Source organism: Denitromonas iodatirespirans (genome assembly GCF_018524365.1).
GTDB lineage: Bacteria > Pseudomonadota > Gammaproteobacteria > Burkholderiales > Rhodocyclaceae > Nitrogeniibacter > Nitrogeniibacter iodatirespirans.
Genome location: NZ_JAEKFT010000025.1, coordinates 20,953 through 38,835 on the forward strand (window position 1 = coordinate 20,953; position 17,883 = coordinate 38,835).

The following is a 17,883-nucleotide window of genomic DNA, read 5'->3' on the forward strand; positions in this document are numbered from 1 at the left end:
GAATTCGCCCGTCGTGCTCGTCACCGGTGCTGCGCGCCGCGTGGGAGCGCAGATCGCCCGTGCGCTGCATGCCCGCGGTGCTCGCGTGGCCGTGCACTATCGTCAGTCGGCCGACGCGGCCAGGGCGTTGGTCGAAACGCTCAATGCGCAGCGCCCGGCGTCGGCGGCGGTATTCGAGGCCGATCTTGCCGACACTGCCGGGCTGCCCGGGTTGGTCGAGCGTGTCGTCGGCCACTTCGGCCGGTTGGATGGCCTGGTGAACAACGCGTCCAGCTTCTTCCCCACCCCGGTGGGGCGGATCGACGAGGCCGCCTGGGACGACCTGGTCGGCTCCAACCTCAAGGCACCGCTGTTTCTCATGCAGGCGGCAGCCCCGGCCCTGCAGGCGGCGGGCGGGGCCATCGTCAACATCGTGGATGTCCATGCCGAGCGGCCGCTGGCCGGCTACCCGGTCTATTGCGCGGCGAAGGCGGGGCTGCTCGGCCTCACCCGGGCGATGGCGATCGAGCTGGCGCCGGCGGTGCGGGTCAACGGCGTGGCGCCGGGGGCCGTGCTGTGGCCGGAGGATGGGCAGTTCGATCCGGCGCGGCGTGCCGATGTCGTCGGGCACACCTTGCTCAAGCGCGAAGGCTCGCCGGCCGATATTGCCGGTGCGGTGTGTTTTTTGCTCTTTGACGGCGCCTACGTGACCGGCCAGATCCTGGCTGTCGACGGTGGGCGAAGTGCGCATCTGTGATGCGTCGTTTTCGAATGAACGATTGTTTGAATCGGCAGCTATCCTCTTGATATTGAAAGGGTTAGAGTGATATGCTGCGTCGCAACATTGCGCATTGCCCGCGCACTCTACGATGAAGGCCAGACGGTCCATGTCCACTGTGCTGAACGACGCGCCCGAGGGGCGTCATTCCAATACCTTCCTGCGCCTCAAGAAGAAACTCGAGCGCGCGGTGGGCGAAGCCATCGCCGACTTCAACATGATCGAGGCCGGCGATACGGTCATGGTGTGCCTGTCCGGCGGCAAGGATTCCTACACCTTGCTGTCGATCCTGCTGGCGCTGCGCGAACGCGCACCGGTCGACTTCCGGGTCATTGCCATGAACCTGGACCAGAAGCAACCCGGCTTCCCGGACCATGTGCTGCCCGACTACTGCGCGTCGATCGGTGTCGAATACCGCATCGTCACCGAAGACACCTATTCGATCGTCAAGGACAAGATTCCCGAAGGCAAGACCACCTGTTCGCTGTGCTCGCGCCTGCGTCGCGGCATCATCTATCGCACCGCGCGCGAACTGGGCGCCACCAAGATCGCCCTCGGCCACCATCGCGACGACATGATCGAGACCCTGTTCCTCAACATGTTCTTCGGCGGGCGCATCAAGTCGATGCCGCCGAAACTGGTGAGCGACGACGGTGAGCACATGGTGATCCGCCCCCTGGCCTATTGCGCCGAGGCCGACATTGCGCGTTTTGCCCGCGGCATGGACTACCCGATCATTCCGTGCAATCTGTGCGGCTCGCTCGAGAACGCCCAGCGCAAGCAGATCAAGGCGATGCTGCAGAGCTGGGCACAGCAGTTTCCGGGCCGCATCGAATCGCTGACCACCGCCATGCGCAACGTGGTGCCGTCGCACCTGGCCGATGCGAGCCTGTTCGATTTCAAGGGGCTGACGCGCGACACGCCGGTGAGCGAGGGCGACCTGGCCTTCGACCCGCCGAGCCTGCCGAGCGCACCGCAAGGCGTGGTGCCGATGATGCCCCTGGCGCGGGAGCGCTGAGCCCATGCCGGCACTTGCACCCATTTGGGCATTGACCGATCATAAAACGATAACAGTAGCCCGGAATTGCCGTTGGCGCAGCCTGCGCCGCTGAGGAGGAAACCGGGACGTGGAACGATCCATGGCACAACAACGTAATGCTTGCTTGATGTATGCCGAGCTGGTCGGTGGCGAGCGGCTGGCCGCGCTATTGAGCGAGACCGAGGCCGGGCACGCGATCGAGCGCAGCATGAACCGCATCGAGCGAGTGGTCGAGGGGCATGGCGGCGACATCCTGCGGCGCGCCTCCGACGAGATCTGTGCCGCCTTCGAGCGTTGCGATGGTGCCGTGCTGGCCGCCAGCGAAATGATCGACCGCGTGGCCAGTCTGCCGCCGGTGCGCGGCGTGCGGCTCGGCATCCGGATCGGCGTGCATTATGGCGCCCTCGACCTGGAAGGTCCGCCATCCGGCGAAGCCCTGTCGGTCGCCATGCGTCTGGCCGGCATGGCCCACGCGGGGCAGGCCTTGGTCAGCGGAGCGACCGTGCTGCTGCTGTCGCCCGCCTCGCGGCAGGCAATCCGCGAGCGCGATGAGGCGGGGCTGAAAGTCGAGGGCTTCGAGTGGCCGGTGTTCGCGCTGGCCAGCCGTAGCGGGGTGGCCACCTCGGTGCCGCCGGCCGCGCGGGTGAGCCAGCGCCTGCGCCTGCGCCATCAACAGGACGTGCACCTGATCGAGGAGCTGCGGCCGATCCTGCTGCTCGGACGCGAGATGGGGAACGACGTGGTGGTGATCGATCCGCGCACCTCCCGGCAGCATGCACGGGTTGAGCGTCGCCGCGAGGGCTTCTTTCTGGTGGATCAGAGTACCAACGGCACTTTCGTGGCCAGCGAGTCGGGGAGCGAGCAGTGCATCCGCGGTGGCGAGGCCTTGCTCGCCGGGCAAGGGCGGATCGGCTGCGGCTTTTCGGCGCTGGAGGTCGAGCGCGATCTGGTGTTCTTCGAAATCGTCTGAGCGCTGCGCCCCGACACAAAAACGCCCCGGCAGAACCGGGGCGTTTTTTTGTAGGCCGACCGTCGGCGGTTACTTCTTGATCGGCTTGGCCGACGCAACAGGCGCGGCGGAGGTCTTGGTCGACAGGCAGGTCTTCATGAAGGCCTTGCGCTCGTCGCCCTTGAGCGCCTTTTCCTTGGCGGTCTTGTTGCAGTTACGCATGCGGTCATGCTGCGGATTGGCCAGCGCGCCCAGCGGTTGAGCCATGAACAACGCCAAGCTTGCGAGTGCGGCCATCTTGCGTGCTGTATTCATCGGGTCTCCTCGATTTATCGTAACGTCATAAATGAAGAATGAATATAGCACGGTCGCGCGACGATGCGGCAACCGTGCTGGCGCAATTCGGTGTACGGACGGAATTCAGTCGGGGTCGTTGCTGATCAGCAATTCTCGCTGGCGGGCGATGAACTCCTGGGTGGAGTCGATGCCGCGCAACTGGAGAATGGTGTTGCGCACGGCTGCTTCGAGCAGGACGGCGATGTTGCGCCCGGCGGCCACGGGCAGCACGACCTTGCGGATCGGGACGCCGAGGATGTCCTGGGTGTCATAACCGATGGGCAAGCGGGCCGGGTCGCTGTCGCCCGGCTGGCGGCGCTGCAGGTAGACGATCAGCTTGAGCTGCATCTTCCGCCGGCAGGCGGTCTCGCCGAAGATGGTGCGAATGTTGAGAATGCCGATGCCGCGGACCTCGAGGAAGTTTTCGAGCAACTCGGGGCAGCGTCCTTCGAGCGTATTGGGCGCGATGCGGGCGAAATCGACCATGTCGTCGGCGACCAGTCCGTGCCCGCGCGAGATCAACTCCAGGGCCAGCTCCGACTTGCCGGCGCCGGAGTCGCCGGTGATGAACACGCCAAGCCCCAGAACGTCCATAAACACGCCGTGCAAAGCGGTGCGCTCGGCCAGTTCGCGCGACAGGAACAGGCGCAGCAGGTCGACCACGCTGGCCGACGGCATGGGCGAGGTGAACAGGGCGACGTCGACCTCTTCGCAGCAGCGCTGGATGATGCCCGGGATCTCGCAGTCGTCGGCGACGATGATCGCCGGCGGCCGGGCGGCGAGGATCTCGCGCACATGGTGGGCGACCTTGTCGCCGGACTGCTTGCGCGCCCAGGCCATCTCGGCGGTGCCGAGGATCTGGAAACGATCGGGGTGGATCAGGTTGAGATGGCCGACCAGATCGGCGGGCCAGGTGTGCGCTTCGGTGACGGACAGCGAGCGGTCGAGACGACCGCTGATATGGGTCAGCTGCAGGCGCTTGGCAAGTTTCTCAAAGAGCCGCGCGACGCTGGTCTGCCGCATGGGCAGTACCCCAGGTGGTGAACAGGGCGTGGACGGCGGCGGCGTCGGTCGCTTCGGCAACGCGCTCGCGGAAGGCGGCGTCGCTGAACAGCTGCGCCAGCTCCGACAGCAGTTGCAGGTGATGCTCGGTGGCCTGCTCGGGCACCAGCAGCACGAACAGCAGGCTGACCGGTTTGCCATCGGGCGCATCGAAGGGAATCGGCGTGCTCAGCCGGATCACCGCGCCGGTGGCTTCCTTCAGGCCCTTGATGCGGCCGTGCGGGATGGCGACCCCCTGCCCGAGACCGGTGGAACCGAGCCGTTCGCGGGCGAACAGGCTGTCGAAAACGACGCTGCGGCCGATGCTCTGGTTGTTCTCGAAGATCAGGCCGGCCTGCTCGAAGACACGCTTCTTGCTGCTGGCGTCGAGGTCGACGAGGACGTTATCGGGGGAGAGGAGAGGGGCGATGAGATTCATGGAACGAACTTGGCGCCCTTTGAGACGGGCTGAACTGACCCGACGGTGGGTGCGGAAATATCAACGGGGTGAGACAGGCCCATTATAAACGCAACCCACCGGACGGGCGCCGAGGGAATCGGTCACGCTTCGCTGTTTTGATGCTTGAGCGCGTCGTGGGCGTGATCCTGAACTTTCTGCTTGTGCTTGATCACCTGACGGTCGAGCTTGTCGGCCATGGTGTCGATGGCGGCGTACATGTCTTCATCGGTGCTCTCGGCAAACAGGTCCTTGCCGCGGACATGCAGCGTCACTTCGGATTTCTGAACGAGCTTTTCCACCGACAGGATGACGTTCACGCTGGTGACGTTGTCGAAATGCCGGATCACGCGATCCAGTTTGGCATTGACGTATTCCCGGATGGCGGGGGTGACTTCAACATGGTGTCCGGTGATAGTGAGATTCATGATCGCTCCTGTTGTCAGATCGTCTTGCGCTTGCTGACCGGCGGGATGTTGAGGGACTCGCGGTACTTGGCGACCGTCCGTCTGGCCACAACCATGCCCTGCTGGCTAAGTAAATCGGCTATTTTTGCGTCGGATAGAGGTTTTTTGCTGTCTTCGGCATCCACCAGTTGGCGAATCAGCGCCCGGATGGCCGTCGACGAGGCGGCCCCGCCGGTATCGGTGGCGACATGGCTGCCAAAGAAATACTTGAACTCCAGTACGCCGCGCGGCGTGGACATGAACTTCTGGGTGGTGACGCGGGAGATGGTGGACTCGTGCAGTTCCAGCTCTTCCGCGATCTCCCGCAGGGTCAGTGGACGCATTGCCACCTCGCCATAATCGAAGAACTGGCGCTGTTGGTCAACGATTGACTGGGCCACGCGCAGGATGGTGTCGAAGCGCTGCTGGACGTTCTTGATCAGCCATTTGGCCTCTTGCAGCTGGCCGCCCAGGTCGCCGTTGTTGCCGCGATTTTGCTGCAGCAGCTTGGCGTACAGCGCGTTCACCTTGAGCCGGGGCATGGCGTCGGCGTTGAGCACGGCGGTCCATCGCCCCTTGTACTTGCGCACCACCACGTCGGGAATCACATAGCGGGTGTCGTTGACCGCGAAGCGGGCACAGGGGCGCGGGCTGAGGCTGCAGATCAGGTGGTGGGCTTCGCGCAGGGCGTCTTCCGAGCACTGCAGGGTGCGGCGCAGGCGGTTGAAGTCGCGCTGGGCGAGCGTCTCGAGATGCTCGGTGACGATTGCCAGCGCCAGCCGGCGGGTGTCGCTCTCGGGCAGGGTGCGCAGTTGCAGCGCCAGGCACTCGCCCGGGGTGCGCCCGCCGACGCCGGCCGGATCGAGCTGCTGCAGATGCTGGAGTGCGATCTGCAGGTCGTCGAGTTCGATCTCGGCATCGTCGGACAGCAGCGGCAACAGCTCTTCGAGCGGTTGGCTCAGGTAGCCGTCGTCGTCCAGCGCTTCGATCAGGAAGCGCACCAGGGCGCGATCCCGGTCGGACAGCGGGGTGAGCGCGACCTGCTGGTCGAGGTGTTCGCGCAGCGTGATCTCGGCGGCATGGAAGGACTGGAAATCGGAGTCGTCCTCGTCGTCTCGATGGGTGGTGCTGCCGGTGCCCACGCTCATCCAGTCGCCCATGTCGTCGAGCGGCGACTCGGCGGCCGGCTCGTCGCGTTCGCTGGGGCCTTCGGTGGGCGCTTCGGGCGGCGTCTCGCGGGCGTCGTCGCGCGGATCGTCGTCGCGTTCGAGCAGCGGGTTGTCGAGCAAGGCCTGCTCGATTTCCTGGTTCAGCTCGATGGTCGACAGTTGCAACAGCTTGATCGACTGCTGCAACTGCGGCGTGAGCGTGAGGTGCTGGGAGAGTTTGAGCTGGAGCGTCGGCTTCATGATGGTGCGGCCTCAGAGGCGGAAGTGCTCGCCCAGATAGACCCGTCGCACCTGGTCATTGGTGACGATGTCGTTCGGCGTTCCGCTGGCGAGGACTTCGCCGGCGTTGATGATGAAGGCCCGCTCGCAGATGCCCAGCGTTTCGCGCACGTTGTGGTCGGTGATCAGCACCCCGATGCCGCGCTCCTTGAGATAGCGGATGATCTTCTGGATGTCCAGCACGGCAATCGGATCGACCCCGGCGAAGGGCTCGTCGAGCAGGATCAGGCGCGGCGAGGTGGCCAGCGCGCGGGCGATCTCGCAGCGGCGCCGTTCGCCCCCGGAGAGCGAGACCGAAGTGTTGTCGCGCAGATGAGCGATGCCCAGTTCGTGGAGCAATTCGTCGAGCCGGTCGCGGACCTGCTCGGCCGGCAGGCCTTGCAACTCGAGCACGGCCTGGATGTTCTCCGCCACCGTGAGCTTGCGAAAGACGCTCATCTCCTGCGGCAGGTAGGACAGACCGAGCCGGGCGCGAGCATGGATCGGCAGGTGGGTGAGGCGCTCGTCGTCGAGGGTGATCTCGCCGCCGTCGGCCGCCACCAGGCCGACGATCATGTAGAAACAGGTGGTCTTGCCGGCGCCGTTGGGGCCGAGCAGGCCGACCACCTCGCCGCTGCCGACGTCGAAAGAGACGTCGTGCACCACGGTGCGCGCCCGGTATTTCTTTCGTAGTCCGGTGACCTTAAGCAGACTCATCGTCGCGGTCTTTCAATATTCTGTGAATCACATCGGCACCAAAGCCGCGCCCCTGAAGAAACCGCGCCTGCCGCGCCCACTCCCGGGCATCGGCCGGCGCTGCCCCGAACTTCTTTGCCCAGACATCCCGCGCGCGGGTGATGTCGTCGCTGTCGCGCCCTTCATCCAGCGCCGCGGCGATGATCTCGTCGCTCACGCCGCGCTGCTTCAGGTCTTGCACGATGCGCCGGCTGCCAAAGCGCGATTGGCGGCTGCGTACATAACTTTCGGCAAAGCGGAGGTCCGACTGAAGGTCCACTTCCGCGAGTCGGTCGAGCACGGCGGCGATGTCTTCGTCGCTGCCGTGCGTGGCCAGCTTGCGGGTCAGCTCGGCGCGGCTGTGGTCGCGCTGCGACAGCAGCCGCAGCGCACGCGCCTTGAGTGGCTCGCTCATGCCGTGCGTCAGGCCTCGCTTGGCTCCGCTGCGGCTTCGGCGATGACCGGCATCGCCGGCAGGCTGAAGTGCGCCCGTACCTTGTTTTCGATCTCGCGCGCCAGCGCCGGGTTGCTGCGCAGGAACTCGCGCGTGTTGTCCTTGCCCTGGCCGATCTTGGTGCCGCCGTAGGAATACCAGGCACCGGCCTTGTCGACCACATTGGCCTCGACGCCCAGGTCGATGATCTCGCCTTCCCGGGAGATGCCTTCGCCGTACAGGATGTCGAAGCTGGCCTGCTTGAACGGCGGCGCCACCTTGTTCTTGACCACCTTGCAGCGGGTTTCCGAACCGATGACCTCGTCGCCCTTCTTGATCGCGCCGGTGCGGCGGATGTCGATGCGCACCGAGGAGTAGAACTTGAGCGCGTTGCCGCCGGTGGTGGTTTCGGGGCTGCCGAACATCACGCCGATCTTCATGCGGATCTGGTTGATGAAGATCACCAGGGTGTTGCTGCGCTTGATGTTGGCGGTCAGCTTGCGCAGCGCCTGGCTCATCAGGCGGGCCTGCAGGCCGGGCAGCTGGTCGCCCATCTCGCCTTCGATTTCGGCCTTGGGGGTGAGGGCGGCAACCGAGTCGACCACCACCACGTCCACGCCGCTGGAGCGCACCAGCATGTCGGTGATCTCGAGCGCCTGCTCGCCGGTGTCGGGCTGGGAGATGAGCAGGTCGGCCACTTTCACGCCGAGCTTTTCGGCGTAGTTGACGTCCAGCGCATGCTCGGCGTCGATGAAGGCCGCGGTGCCGCCGAGTTTTTGCATCTCGGCGATGACCTGCAGGGTCAGCGTGGTTTTGCCGGAAGATTCCGGACCGTAGATTTCGACCACCCGGCCGCGCGGCAATCCGCCCAGGCCCAGTGCGATGTCGAGGCCCACGGAGCCGGTGGAAACGGTCTGGATGTCCTTGGCGACATCGCCGTCACCCATGCGCATGATCGAGCCTTTGCCGAACTGCTTTTCGATTTGCGCGAGCGCCGCGGCGAGGGCTTTGGCCTTGTTGTCGTCCATCGTGGGGTCCTCTTAAAACGTGCGTTGGATTATGGCACAGACTTTGCTGGCATGTCGGTGATAAGGAGCTGTTGGAGGGCGTGGATCACGGCCTGTCGGCGGACCGATTCGCGGTCGCCGGCGAACTGGCGGGTCTCGGTGACCGGCGCTTGCGCCGGCTGCGCCCAGGCGAAGCATACGGTACCCACCGGCTTGCCGGGGCGGCCGCCGGTCGGGCCGGCGATGCCCGATACCGCAATCGCCACCTGGGCGTCGCTGTGCGCCAGGGCGCCGGCGGCCATGGCGGCGACCACCGGCTCGCTGACCGCGCCGACGCTGTCGAGCAGCGTCGTCGGCACGCCCAGTTGGCGCATCTTGGCGGCGTTGGAGTAGGTCACCCAGCCGCTGTCGAACCAGTCGGAGCTGCCGGCGATGGCGGTCAGTGCCTGGGCGATCCAGCCGCCGGTGCACGACTCGGCGGTAACCAGGCGCCACTGGCGGTCGAGCAGCCACTGGCCGGTGCGTTGGGCGAGGGCGTCGAGTTCGGCATCCATGGGCTCAATGGTCCAGCAGACGGGCGGCAATGGCCAGCACCAGCAAGGTGTAGCCGGCCGCGATGACATCGTCGAGCATCACGCCGAAGCCGCCCTTGACCTTGCTGTCGGCCCATTTGATGGGCTGCGGCTTGACGATGTCGAAGAGGCGGAACAGCACGAAGGCGGCCAGTTGCCAGGCCAGCGTGTCGGGCGTGAAGAGGAGCACCAGCCAGAACGGCACCATCTCGTCCCAGACGATGGCGCCATGGTCCGACACGCCGAGCGCCCGGCCGGTGCGATCGGCCGCGACGATGCCGAAGACGAAGGCGGTGAGCAGGAAGACCAGAAAGGCGGCATCGCCCAGCGGCGCATGCAGCACTGGGAACAGCAGCCAGGCGGCCAGTGTGCCGGCGGTGCCGGGGGCCTTGGGCGACAGGCCCGAGCCGAGGCCGAGGGCGATGAAATGCGCGGGGTGGGCAAAGAGAAACTGGACGGTCGGGCGCATCGGGTCGGGGCGGAGGCGAAATGGCGGAGTATAGGCTCAGAACGGGCTCAGAACGCGCCAATGAATCGACCGGGCGGCCCGATGGCGGCCTGGGGGATTCGCCGGCGCCCCCGGTGTGACGATGGCTTCATTCGGACTCAGCCGGTGAAGTGGTCGAAGCCGTTACGGGTCAGCGGTACGGCGGTGCCGTCGGCCTCGCGCAGGCGCAGGCCCTGCGTTGGCGGCGTGATGTGGCCGATGCGATGCAGCGGCAGCGCCAGGCGCTGGCTGAGGGCGTCGATGTCGGCGCGCCGCTCGGCCGGGGCGGTGAACAGCAATTCGTAGTCGTCGCCGCCGGACAAACAGGCCAGGCGCGCACGCGCGGCATCTGCGCAGGCGTCCACCAGCAGGGCCTCGGGCAGCCGTGCGGCGTCGATCTCGGCGCCCACGCCGCTGGCGTCGAGGATGTGGCCGAGATCGCCGAGCAGGCCGTCCGAGACATCCAGCATGGCGCTGGCGATGCCGCGCAGCGCCGGCCCAAGGTCGGTGCGCGGCTGCGGGCGGTGCAGGGCGGCGAGGCAGGCGTCGCGGTGTGGGGCGGCCAGCGGGAGGTGGTCGCGCAGGTGCCACAGGGCGAGCGCGGCCCGGCCGGGCTGCCCGGAGACCCACAGATCGTCGCCCGCGCGCGCGCCGTCGCGGCGGATGGCGGTGCCAGTGGGCACTTCGCCACAGATCGTGATGCTCAGGTTGCGCGGCCCGCGCGTGGTGTCGCCGCCGGCCAGATCGACGTCGAAGGCCTCGGCGCAGGCATAGAAGCCGTCGGCAAAGGCCGCCAGCCAGGCCTCGTCGGCCTCGGGCAGGGCCAGCGCCAGCAGCGCCCAGCGCGGTGCGGCGCCCATCGCGGCGATGTCGGACACGTTCACCGCCAGGCTTTTCCAGCCCAGATCGCGGGCGTCGGTGTCGGCGAAGAAGTGCCGGCCTTCGACCAACATGTCGACAGACACCACCAGCTGATGCCCGGGCGCGACGCGCCACAGCGCCGCGTCGTCACCGCCGGCCAGGTCGGTGTGGCGGGTGGGGCGCGAAAAATGGCGGCGGATGAGATCGAATTCGGAAGCCATGGTCGGGTCACGAGTCGTGGGCAGCCAGCATAGCGCGGCCGGCCGTTCGGCCCAAGCGGCGAGCGGCGCCGGTCGTGGAGGGGTCTTCAAGAAATGCGAATCGGGTATTCGTTTCGTCTTGAAACCTTTGTGCAAAACAATTTTGTTACAATGCATCGGCTAAGGGTTCCGCCGCGCGCGCTTTGGCCCGCGCGGCCAAGTGATGAGGACAGTGCATGTGTGGAATAGCAGGTGAGATCCGGTTCGACGGGGCCATGCCCGACGCCACGGCCTTGGGGCGGATGGTGGCGGCGCAGACGCGACGCGGGCCAGACGGCGCCGGGTTGGACGTTCAGTTGGGGCGCGGTTTCGGTCATCGCCGACTGAAGATCATGGATTTGTCAGAGGCGGCCCAGCAGCCGATGTTCGACCCGGCGCTGGGCGTCGGTATCGTGTTCAACGGCGCGGTCTACAACCACCCCGAGCTGCGCGCCGAGCTCGAAGGCCTGGGGTATTCCTTCTACTCGCATGGCGACACCGAAGTGCTGCTCAAGGCCTATCACGCCTGGGGGCTGGACTTCGTGCAGCGGCTCAACGGCATGTTCGCCTTCGCTATCTGGGAGCGCGACTCCGGCAAGGTCGTGTTCGGCCGCGACCGGCTCGGCATCAAGCCCTTTTATTACACCGAGGTCGACGGCGCCTTGCGCTTCGCCTCGTCGATGCCGGCACTGCTCCAGGCCGGCGGCGTGGATAGCAGCATCGATCCGGTGGCGCTCAACAGTTATCTCTCGTTCCATGCCGTGGTGCCGGCGCCCTATACCCTGCTCAAGGGCGTGCGCAAGCTGGCGCCGGGCATGCTGATGGTGGTGCACCCCGATGGCCGTCGGGAGGAGAAGACCTTCTGGTCGCTGCAGGCGGTGCGCACCGCCGAGGACGAGGCGCGCAGCTTCGACGACTGGTGCGATCTGCTGCTCGAACAGCTGCGCGCGGCGGTCAAGCGCCGCTTGGTGGCCGACGTGCCGGTCGGCGCGCTGCTCTCGGGCGGCGTCGATTCGAGCCTGATCGTCGGCCTGATGGCCGAGGCCAGGGTGCGCGACCTGCACACCTACAACGTCGGCTTCGAGGATGTGGGCGGCGAGAAGGGCAACGAGTTCGAATACGCGCAGATCGTCGCCGACCGTTTCGAGACCCGCCATGAGCGCATCTTCGTGCCCGAGGCCGACCTGCTCAAGCGCCTGCCCGAAGCGGTCGAGGCGATGAGCGAGCCGATGGTCAGCCATGACTGCATCGGCTTCTACCTGCTCTCCGAGGCGGTGTCGCGCCATACCAAGGTGGTGCAGAGCGGCCAGGGGGCGGACGAGGTCTTCGGCGGCTACCACTGGTATCCCAAGCTCGACGGCAGCACCGATCCGGTCGGCGACTACCTGGCCGCCTTCCGCGATCGTGACTACGCTGAATATAAGCAGGTGGTGCAAACCGCCTATCACGCCGAGGATTTCAGCGGCCGCTTCGTGGCCGAGCGCTTTGCCCTGCCGGGCGCCGAGGACCCGGTCGATCAGGCGCTGCGCCTCGACACCACCGTGATGCTGGTCGACGATCCGGTCAAACGGGTGGACAACATGACCATGGCTTTCGGCCTGGAGGCACGGGTGCCCTTCCTCGACCACGAGCTGGTCGAGTTTGCCGCGCGCATCCCGGCCCGTCACAAGCTGGCCCATGGCGGCAAGGGCGTGCTCAAGGAGACCGCTCGGCGGGTCATCCCGGCGGCCGTCATCGACCGGCCCAAGGGCTACTTCCCGGTGCCGGCGCTCAAGTATCTGCAAGGCTCGGTGCTCGATACCGTGCGCGACGCGCTGAGCAGCCGCGCCGCCCGCGAACGCGGGCTGTTCCAGCCCGGCTATGTCGAGAAGCTGCTGGCCAGTCCGGGCGAGCACATCACCCCGCTGCGCGGCTCCAAGCTTTGGCAGCTCGGCCTGCTGGAGTGGTGGCTGCAGACCCATCTTCCCTGAGCCGACATGATCAGAAAACACGTTACCCGCGCCCTGCGCCCCGGCAGCCAGCCCTTGCATTTGTCGGCCGGGCAGCCCGACTATCGCGACATGCCGGCCAACGGGGTGGTCGAGTGCGGCTGGGGACGCTGGCTGCCGGCACAGACCTACACCACGCCGGGGGAGCTGGCCGCGGCGCTGCTCGAAGAGCGGCCCGGGCAGCGCGACATCGCCTTCTACGTGGCGCGACCGCATGTGGTGGTGGCGCAGGCGCCGCAGCAATTGTTCGTCGATCCGTCCGAGACCTTTCGCCTCGGCCTCGGCGGCTATCGGCCGCAGCGCGCCGGGCGCCGGGGCTTCACCTTGCGGCGCCTGCGTACGCGCAGCGACGTGGCGGCGATCAACGCCCTCTACGGCAGCCGCAAGATGGTGCCGGTCGAGCCGCAACGGGTATGGCGCCAGCGTGCCGAGCGGCACATCACCTGGGCGCTGGCCGAAGACCGCCACAGCGGCGAGATCATCGGCGTGGCGATGGGGCTCGACCATGTCGAGGCCTTCGCCGACCCGCAGGCGGGCAGCAGCCTGTGGTCGCTGGCGGTGGCGCCGCAGGCGGCCCACCCGGGCGTCGGCGAGGCGCTGGTGCGCTATCTGGCCGAGCATTTCCAGGCCCGCGGACGCGCCTGGATGGACGTGTCGGTGATGCATGACAACGCGCAGGCCATCGCCCTCTACGAGAAGCTCGGCTTCCAGCGCATCAGCGTGTTCGCGGTCAAGCGGCGCAACGCCATCAACGAGCCCTTCTACACCCAGCCGGTCGAGAAAGAGGCCGACCTCAACCCCTATGCCCGGTTGATCACCGACGAGGCGCGCAAGCGCGGCATCCATGTCGAGGTGCTCGACGCGGCCAACGGATACTTCCGGCTCTCGCTGGGCGGGCGCAGCCTGGTGTGCCGCGAGTCGCTCACCGAGCTGACCTCGGCCATCGCCATGAGCCGTTGCCAGGACAAGCGGGTGACGCTCAGGCTGCTTGCCGAGGCCGGGCTCAAGGTGCCGGCGCAGCGGGTCGCCGACGGCTCGCCGGCCGATGCCGAGTTCCTCGCCGCCCAGGGCGCGGTGGTGGTCAAGCCGGTCGAGGGCGAGCAGGGCAAGGGCATCAGCGTCAATATCACCACCACAGACGAGCTGACCGCCGCCATCGAACGCGCCCGCCACTTTTGCGATCGCGTGCTGATCGAGGCCTTCTGCCCGGGGCAGGACCTGCGCATCGTGGTCATCGATTTCCAGGTCGTGGCAGCTGCGGTGCGCCGCCCGCCGATGGTGGTCGGCGACGGCGTGAGCACCATCCGCGCACTGATCGAGAAGCAGAGCCGGCGGCGCCAAGCGGCCACCGACGGCGAATCGAGCATTCCGATGGATGCGGAAACACAGCGTTGCGTGGCTGGGCGCGGCTATGCGCTGGACGACGTGCTGAGCGCCGAGACCGAGCTGACGGTGCGCAACACCGCCAATCTGCACACCGGCGGCACCATCCATGACGTCACCGACAGTCTGCACCCGGTGCTGCGCCGCGATGCCGAGGCCGCCGCGCGGGCGCTGGACATCCCGGTCACTGGCCTGGACTTCATCGTCCCCGATCCGGCCGAGGCCGAGTACGTGATCATCGAGGCCAACGAACGCCCCGGCCTGGCCAACCATGAGCCCCAGCCGACCGCAGAACGTTTCATCGACCTGCTGTTTCCGCGCACCCGGGCCCAACCCCACCAAGGAGAGCGCTGATGGCCAACAAAGACTATCCCTTCGACTACGACTACCTCGAAGAAACCCTGCTTCAGCTGCTGGCGATTCCCAGCCCGGTCGGCTACACCGACGCGGTCGCACGCTACACCGCCGGCCAGCTCGAAGCGATGGGTATCCCCTATGAAATGACCCGCCGCGGGGCCATCCGCGCCACGCTCAAGGGCGAGGAGCCGCGACCGGCGCGGGCCATCGTGGCCCATCTCGACACCCTCGGTGCGATGGTGCGCGAGATCAAGCCCAACGGCCGTCTCGGCATCGTGCCGATCGGCCACTGGTCCTCGCGTTTCGCCGAGGGCGGCCGGCTCACCGTCTTCACCGACAAGGGCCAGGTACGCGGCACCTGCCTGCCGCTGAAAACCTCGGGCCATGCCTTCGGGCCGGAGGTCGACACCCAGCCGAGCAGTTGGGACCATGTCGAGGTGCGGGTCGATGTGCCGGCACGCAACGCCATGGATCTCGAAGCGGCTGGCCTGCGGGTGGGCGACACCATCGCCTTCGACCCGCAGCCGGAGATCTGCCCCAACGGCTACATCATCTCCCGCTATCTCGACGACAAGGCCGCCGTCGCCGCGCTGCTCACCGCCTGCAAGTCGGTGCAGGACGGCAAGATGACCCCGCCGGTGGACGTGCATCCGCTGTTCACCATCACCGAAGAGGTCGGCTCCGGCGCCTCGGCCGCGCTGCATGGCGACATCGCCGAGATGCTCAGCCTCGACATCGCGATTGCCGCGCCGGGCCAGAACACCGACGAGCACGCCGTCACCATCTGCATGCAGGACATGGCCGGCCCCTTCGACTACCACCTCACGCGTAAGCTGATCGGCATCGCCGAGAAGTACAACATCTCGCATCGGCGCGATGTGTTCCGCTTCTACCGCAGCGACAGCGCCGCCGCGGTCGAGGCCGGCAACGACATCCGCACCGCGCTGATCGGCTTCGGTGCCGACGCCTCGCATGCCTATGAGCGCACCCACCGGGGCGCACTGGCCGCGCTGACCCGGCTCACCACCTACTATTTGATGAGCAAGCCGGTGGCGCGTCGCGACGAACGGATGCTGGGCTCGCTCGATGGCTTCACCGAGCAGCTCAGTCCCGAGGACATGGTCGTGCCGAGCAATCCGCTGCCGACGCCGGGCGACTTCATGACGCACGACACGAAGGCGGGCGGCAACGAAAGCGAGTGACGCAGGGCCGCAGGCATGAAAAAGGCCGCGACGAACGCGGCCTTTTTCGTGAACCGAGGTCCGGCGATGCGCGCTCAGCCGCCCTTGCGCTCGGCCTCGCGTGCCGCGACCTCGACCGGCCGCAACTGGGCGGCCACCTTGTCCATCACGCCGTTCACGAAGCGGTGCCCGTCGGTGCCGCCGTAGGCCTTGGCCAGTTCGATGGCTTCGTTGATGACCACCTTGTAGGGCACCTCGATGTGGCGCTCCAGTTCATGGGTGGCCAGCAGCAGCACGGCGCGCTCGATCGGCGACAGCTCGGCCACCGCGCGGCCGGTGAAGGGCGCGAACTGCGCTTCGAGGGCGGCGGTGTCGTTGAGCGTGCCGCGCAGCAAGGTGGTGAACAGCTCGCGGTCGGCCTTGTCGAAGCCGGGCGCCTGCTGCACCTGGTCTTCGATCAGGGCGATGCCGTTGCCGGAGAGCAGGGCCTGGTAGATGCCCTGCAGGGCGAACTCGCGGGCGCGGCGGCGGGCGGACTTGCTGCTCATGCCACCACCGCGCGCAGCAGGTGGACCATCTCGACCGCGGTGCGGGCGCAGTCGCCGCCCTTTTCGTGCATGCGTGCCAGCGCCTGGTCGTCGTCCTCGGTGGTGAGCACGCCGTTGGCGATCGGCATGCCGGTGTCGAGGCCGATGCGGTTGATGCCGGCGGCCATCTCGTTGGAGACGATCTCGAAGTGGTAGGTCTCGCCGCGGATCACCGCGCCGAGGGCGATCAGCGCGTCGAACTGCTCGGAGTCGGCCATGGTCTGCAGCACCAGCGGGATCTCCAGCGCGCCGGGCACGGTGGTGATGAGGATGTCTTCGTCGGAGACGCCGAGATTAAGCAGCTCGTCGACCGCGGCGGAGAGCAGGCCCTCGCACACGTCCTGGTTGAAGCGGCTCATGACGATGCCAATGCTCAGGCCGCTGCCGTCGAGATTCGGGGTGATTTCGGTGATGTTTTCAAAGCGGGGCATGGCTCAGGCCTCTGAAGAGTCGGTGGAGTCGGTGGCTTCGCAGGCCGGATGGTAGCCGGTCACTTCGAGTCCGAAGCCGGCCATGCTGGGGATCTTGCGCGGGCTGGCGAGCAGGCGCATCTTGCCGACCCCCAGATCGCGCAGGATCTGCGCGCCGACGCCGAACAGGCGCGGGTCCCACTTGACGGCGGGGCGCGGCACGGCCGGGTCGTTGGTGAGCTGGGCCAGCAGGTCGCGACCGGTCTGCGGGCGATAGAGCATGATCAGTACGCCGGCGCCGGCCTCGGCGATGGTCTTGAGCGCCGCATCGACCGGGAAGCTGTGGCGGTCGCTGCCGGTGTCGAGAAAGTCGATGACCGAGATCGGCTCGTGCACCCGCACCAGCGCTTCGGTGTCGGCGGTGATGGTGCCGCAGGCCATGGCCAGGTGGATGTCGCCCGAGGTCTTGTCCTCGAAGGCGCACAGGCGGAAGGGGCCGTGCGCGGTGTTGACGGTTTTTTCGGAGACGCGCTCGATCAGGTGCTCGGTGGCGGCGCGGTATTCGATCAGGTCGCGGATCGCGCCGATCTTGAGCCCGTGCTGCTTGGCGAAGGGGACCAGGTCGGGCAGGCGGGCCATCGAGCCGTCGTCGTTCATGATCTCGCAGATCACCGCGGCCGGCTCCAGCCCGGCGATGGCGCCCAGGTCGCAGCCCGCTTCGGTATGGCCGGCGCGGATCAGCACGCCGCCGGGGCGGGCCATGATCGGGAAGATGTGGCCGGGCTGGACGATGTCTGCCGGCTTGGCGTTGCGGGCCACGGCGCGCTGCACGGTGAGCGCGCGGTCGGCGGCCGAGATGCCGGTGCTGACGCCTTCGGCGGCCTCGATCGACACCGTGAAGGCGGTGCCGTGCGAGCTCTTGTTGCTGCGCGCCATCTGCGACAGGCCGAGCTGGGCGCAGCGCGCCTCGGTCAGCGTCAGGCAGATCAGGCCGCGGCCGTACTTGGCCATGAAGTTGATCGCCTCGGGCGTGACATGCTCGGCGGCGATGACCAGGTCGCCCTCGTTTTCGCGGTCTTCCTCGTCCACCAGCACGACCATGCGGCCGGCGCGGATGTCTTCGATGATCTCGGTGATTGGCGCCAGTGCGCTCACGGTGTTCTCCTGTCGGGCCGGTGGCCGCGGTTCGGT

General features: G+C 67.1%; 20 protein-coding genes. 6 read left to right on the forward strand and 14 right to left on the reverse strand.

The genetic code is table 11. From position 1 onward, the window contains the following. Positions 1-13: 13 nt before the first annotated feature. From I8J34_RS18340 to I8J34_RS18350, 3 genes are all read left to right on the forward strand, one after another. Positions 14-736 (forward strand): pteridine reductase, encoded by a 723-nt coding sequence (locus I8J34_RS18340; RefSeq protein WP_370661892.1) that lies wholly within the window; start codon positions 14-16, stop codon positions 734-736. 130 nt (positions 737-866) lie between these two features. Then, a complete protein-coding gene (gene ttcA, locus I8J34_RS18345) occupies positions 867-1,775 on the forward strand; it encodes a tRNA 2-thiocytidine(32) synthetase TtcA (protein ID WP_230411905.1) in 909 nt (302 codons plus the stop codon). A 121-nt stretch (positions 1,776-1,896) separates the two neighbouring features. Beyond that, the gene (locus I8J34_RS18350) at positions 1,897-2,766 is read left to right on the forward strand and encodes an adenylate/guanylate cyclase domain-containing protein (protein WP_214363082.1); all 870 of its coding nucleotides are present in this window, start codon (positions 1,897-1,899) and stop codon (positions 2,764-2,766) included. A 69-nt stretch (positions 2,767-2,835) separates the two neighbouring features. Here the strand turns inward: I8J34_RS18350 and I8J34_RS18355 are convergent, their stop codons facing one another. The 11 genes from I8J34_RS18355 to thiL all read right to left on the reverse strand — a co-directional run bounded on the left by I8J34_RS18355 (position 2,836) and on the right by thiL (position 10,768). Next, a complete protein-coding gene (locus I8J34_RS18355) occupies positions 2,836-3,060 on the reverse strand; it encodes a PsiF family protein (protein WP_214363083.1) in 225 nt (74 codons plus the stop codon). A gap of 105 nt (positions 3,061-3,165) precedes the next feature. After that, positions 3,166-4,104 (reverse strand): HPr(Ser) kinase/phosphatase, encoded by a 939-nt coding sequence (gene hprK / locus I8J34_RS18360; RefSeq protein ID WP_214363084.1) that lies wholly within the window; start codon positions 4,102-4,104, stop codon positions 3,166-3,168. Next, positions 4,073-4,561 carry a PTS IIA-like nitrogen regulatory protein PtsN gene (gene ptsN, locus I8J34_RS18365; RefSeq protein WP_214363085.1) on the reverse strand — a complete coding sequence of 163 codons (489 nt, stop codon included), beginning with the start codon at positions 4,559-4,561 and terminating at the stop codon, positions 4,073-4,075. The genes hprK and ptsN overlap by 32 nt, the downstream gene beginning before the upstream one ends. 122 nt (positions 4,562-4,683) lie before the next feature. After that, positions 4,684-5,007, reverse strand: a complete 324-nt coding sequence (gene hpf / locus I8J34_RS18370; RefSeq protein WP_214363086.1) for a ribosome hibernation-promoting factor, HPF/YfiA family — start codon at positions 5,005-5,007, stop codon at positions 4,684-4,686. 14 nt (positions 5,008-5,021) lie between these two features. Continuing rightward, entirely contained in the window at positions 5,022-6,434 is a 1,413-nt protein-coding gene (locus I8J34_RS18375) for an RNA polymerase factor sigma-54 (RefSeq protein ID WP_214363087.1), read from the reverse strand. A gap of 12 nt (positions 6,435-6,446) precedes the next feature. Then, on the reverse strand, positions 6,447-7,169 hold the full coding sequence (gene lptB, locus I8J34_RS18380) for an LPS export ABC transporter ATP-binding protein (protein ID WP_214363088.1): 723 nt from the start codon (positions 7,167-7,169) through the stop codon (positions 6,447-6,449). After that, the gene (recX, locus tag I8J34_RS18385; protein WP_214363089.1) at positions 7,156-7,602 is read right to left on the reverse strand and encodes a recombination regulator RecX; all 447 of its coding nucleotides are present in this window, start codon (positions 7,600-7,602) and stop codon (positions 7,156-7,158) included. Before recX ends, lptB begins: the two co-directional genes overlap by 14 nt. Before the next feature lie 8 nt (positions 7,603-7,610). Next, the gene (gene recA, locus I8J34_RS18390; RefSeq protein WP_214363090.1) at positions 7,611-8,648 is read right to left on the reverse strand and encodes a recombinase RecA; all 1,038 of its coding nucleotides are present in this window, start codon (positions 8,646-8,648) and stop codon (positions 7,611-7,613) included. A gap of 29 nt (positions 8,649-8,677) precedes the next feature. Next, positions 8,678-9,181, reverse strand: coding sequence for a CinA family protein (locus tag I8J34_RS18395; protein ID WP_214363091.1), 504 nt, complete (start codon positions 9,179-9,181; stop codon positions 8,678-8,680). Positions 9,182-9,185: 4 nt separating this feature from the next. Continuing rightward, the gene (locus I8J34_RS18400; protein ID WP_214363092.1) at positions 9,186-9,668 is read right to left on the reverse strand and encodes a phosphatidylglycerophosphatase A family protein; all 483 of its coding nucleotides are present in this window, start codon (positions 9,666-9,668) and stop codon (positions 9,186-9,188) included. A gap of 137 nt (positions 9,669-9,805) precedes the next feature. Beyond that, positions 9,806-10,768, reverse strand: coding sequence for a thiamine-phosphate kinase (thiL, locus tag I8J34_RS18405; RefSeq protein WP_214363093.1), 963 nt, complete (start codon positions 10,766-10,768; stop codon positions 9,806-9,808). Between the two features lie 215 nt (positions 10,769-10,983). Here thiL and I8J34_RS18410 point away from each other — a divergent pair, with 215 nt between their 5' ends. From I8J34_RS18410 to I8J34_RS18420, 3 genes are read left to right on the forward strand one after another with little or no spacing between them, the layout of a single operon-like run. After that, positions 10,984-12,756, forward strand: coding sequence for an N-acetylglutaminylglutamine amidotransferase (locus tag I8J34_RS18410; RefSeq protein WP_214363094.1), 1,773 nt, complete (start codon positions 10,984-10,986; stop codon positions 12,754-12,756). A gap of 6 nt (positions 12,757-12,762) precedes the next feature. Next, positions 12,763-14,511, forward strand: a complete 1,749-nt coding sequence (ngg, locus tag I8J34_RS18415) for an N-acetylglutaminylglutamine synthetase (RefSeq protein WP_214363095.1) — start codon at positions 12,763-12,765, stop codon at positions 14,509-14,511. Then, positions 14,511-15,716, forward strand: coding sequence for an osmoprotectant NAGGN system M42 family peptidase (locus tag I8J34_RS18420; RefSeq protein WP_214363096.1), 1,206 nt, complete (start codon positions 14,511-14,513; stop codon positions 15,714-15,716). The genes ngg and I8J34_RS18420 overlap by 1 nt, the downstream gene beginning before the upstream one ends. Before the next feature lie 74 nt (positions 15,717-15,790). On the opposite strand, the gene nusB is transcribed toward I8J34_RS18420, so the two are convergent. From nusB to ribBA, 3 genes are read right to left on the reverse strand one after another with little or no spacing between them, the layout of a single operon-like run. Then, positions 15,791-16,243 (reverse strand): transcription antitermination factor NusB, encoded by a 453-nt coding sequence (gene nusB, locus I8J34_RS18425; RefSeq protein ID WP_214363097.1) that lies wholly within the window; start codon positions 16,241-16,243, stop codon positions 15,791-15,793. Next, the gene (gene ribH, locus I8J34_RS18430) at positions 16,240-16,713 is read right to left on the reverse strand and encodes a 6,7-dimethyl-8-ribityllumazine synthase (protein WP_214363098.1); all 474 of its coding nucleotides are present in this window, start codon (positions 16,711-16,713) and stop codon (positions 16,240-16,242) included. The genes nusB and ribH overlap by 4 nt, the downstream gene beginning before the upstream one ends. Positions 16,714-16,716: 3 nt before the next feature. Next, complete coding sequence (gene ribBA, locus I8J34_RS18435) at positions 16,717-17,847, reverse strand: bifunctional 3,4-dihydroxy-2-butanone-4-phosphate synthase/GTP cyclohydrolase II (protein WP_214363099.1); 1,131 nt, start codon at positions 17,845-17,847, stop codon at positions 16,717-16,719. Positions 17,848-17,883: the final 36 nt, after the last annotated feature.

What these genes read in the sequence shown, in the direction of transcription:
- thiL (WP_214363093.1), bottom strand. Translation starts at nt 10,768, where the DNA reads ATGGCTTCCGAATTCGATCTCATCCGCCGCCATTTTTCGCGCCCCACC.
- I8J34_RS18350 (WP_214363082.1), top strand. Translation starts at nt 1,897, where the DNA reads ATGGCACAACAACGTAATGCTTGCTTGATGTATGCCGAGCTGGTCGGT.
- recA (WP_214363090.1), bottom strand. Translation starts at nt 8,648, where the DNA reads ATGGACGACAACAAGGCCAAAGCCCTCGCCGCGGCGCTCGCGCAAATC.
- ngg (WP_214363095.1), top strand. Translation starts at nt 12,763, where the DNA reads ATGATCAGAAAACACGTTACCCGCGCCCTGCGCCCCGGCAGCCAGCCC.
- ptsN (WP_214363085.1), bottom strand. Translation starts at nt 4,561, where the DNA reads ATGAATCTCATCGCCCCTCTCCTCTCCCCCGATAACGTCCTCGTCGAC.
- I8J34_RS18375 (WP_214363087.1), bottom strand. Translation starts at nt 6,434, where the DNA reads ATGAAGCCGACGCTCCAGCTCAAACTCTCCCAGCACCTCACGCTCACG.
- nusB (WP_214363097.1), bottom strand. Translation starts at nt 16,243, where the DNA reads ATGAGCAGCAAGTCCGCCCGCCGCCGCGCCCGCGAGTTCGCCCTGCAG.
- ttcA (WP_230411905.1), top strand. Translation starts at nt 867, where the DNA reads ATGTCCACTGTGCTGAACGACGCGCCCGAGGGGCGTCATTCCAATACC.
- hprK (WP_214363084.1), bottom strand. Translation starts at nt 4,104, where the DNA reads ATGCGGCAGACCAGCGTCGCGCGGCTCTTTGAGAAACTTGCCAAGCGC.
- I8J34_RS18400 (WP_214363092.1), bottom strand. Translation starts at nt 9,668, where the DNA reads ATGCGCCCGACCGTCCAGTTTCTCTTTGCCCACCCCGCGCATTTCATC.
- I8J34_RS18410 (WP_214363094.1), top strand. Translation starts at nt 10,984, where the DNA reads ATGTGTGGAATAGCAGGTGAGATCCGGTTCGACGGGGCCATGCCCGAC.
- hpf (WP_214363086.1), bottom strand. Translation starts at nt 5,007, where the DNA reads ATGAATCTCACTATCACCGGACACCATGTTGAAGTCACCCCCGCCATC.
- I8J34_RS18420 (WP_214363096.1), top strand. Translation starts at nt 14,511, where the DNA reads ATGGCCAACAAAGACTATCCCTTCGACTACGACTACCTCGAAGAAACC.
- recX (WP_214363089.1), bottom strand. Translation starts at nt 7,602, where the DNA reads ATGAGCGAGCCACTCAAGGCGCGTGCGCTGCGGCTGCTGTCGCAGCGC.
- I8J34_RS18355 (WP_214363083.1), bottom strand. Translation starts at nt 3,060, where the DNA reads ATGAATACAGCACGCAAGATGGCCGCACTCGCAAGCTTGGCGTTGTTC.
- lptB (WP_214363088.1), bottom strand. Translation starts at nt 7,169, where the DNA reads ATGAGTCTGCTTAAGGTCACCGGACTACGAAAGAAATACCGGGCGCGC.
- ribH (WP_214363098.1), bottom strand. Translation starts at nt 16,713, where the DNA reads ATGCCCCGCTTTGAAAACATCACCGAAATCACCCCGAATCTCGACGGC.
- I8J34_RS18395 (WP_214363091.1), bottom strand. Translation starts at nt 9,181, where the DNA reads ATGGATGCCGAACTCGACGCCCTCGCCCAACGCACCGGCCAGTGGCTG.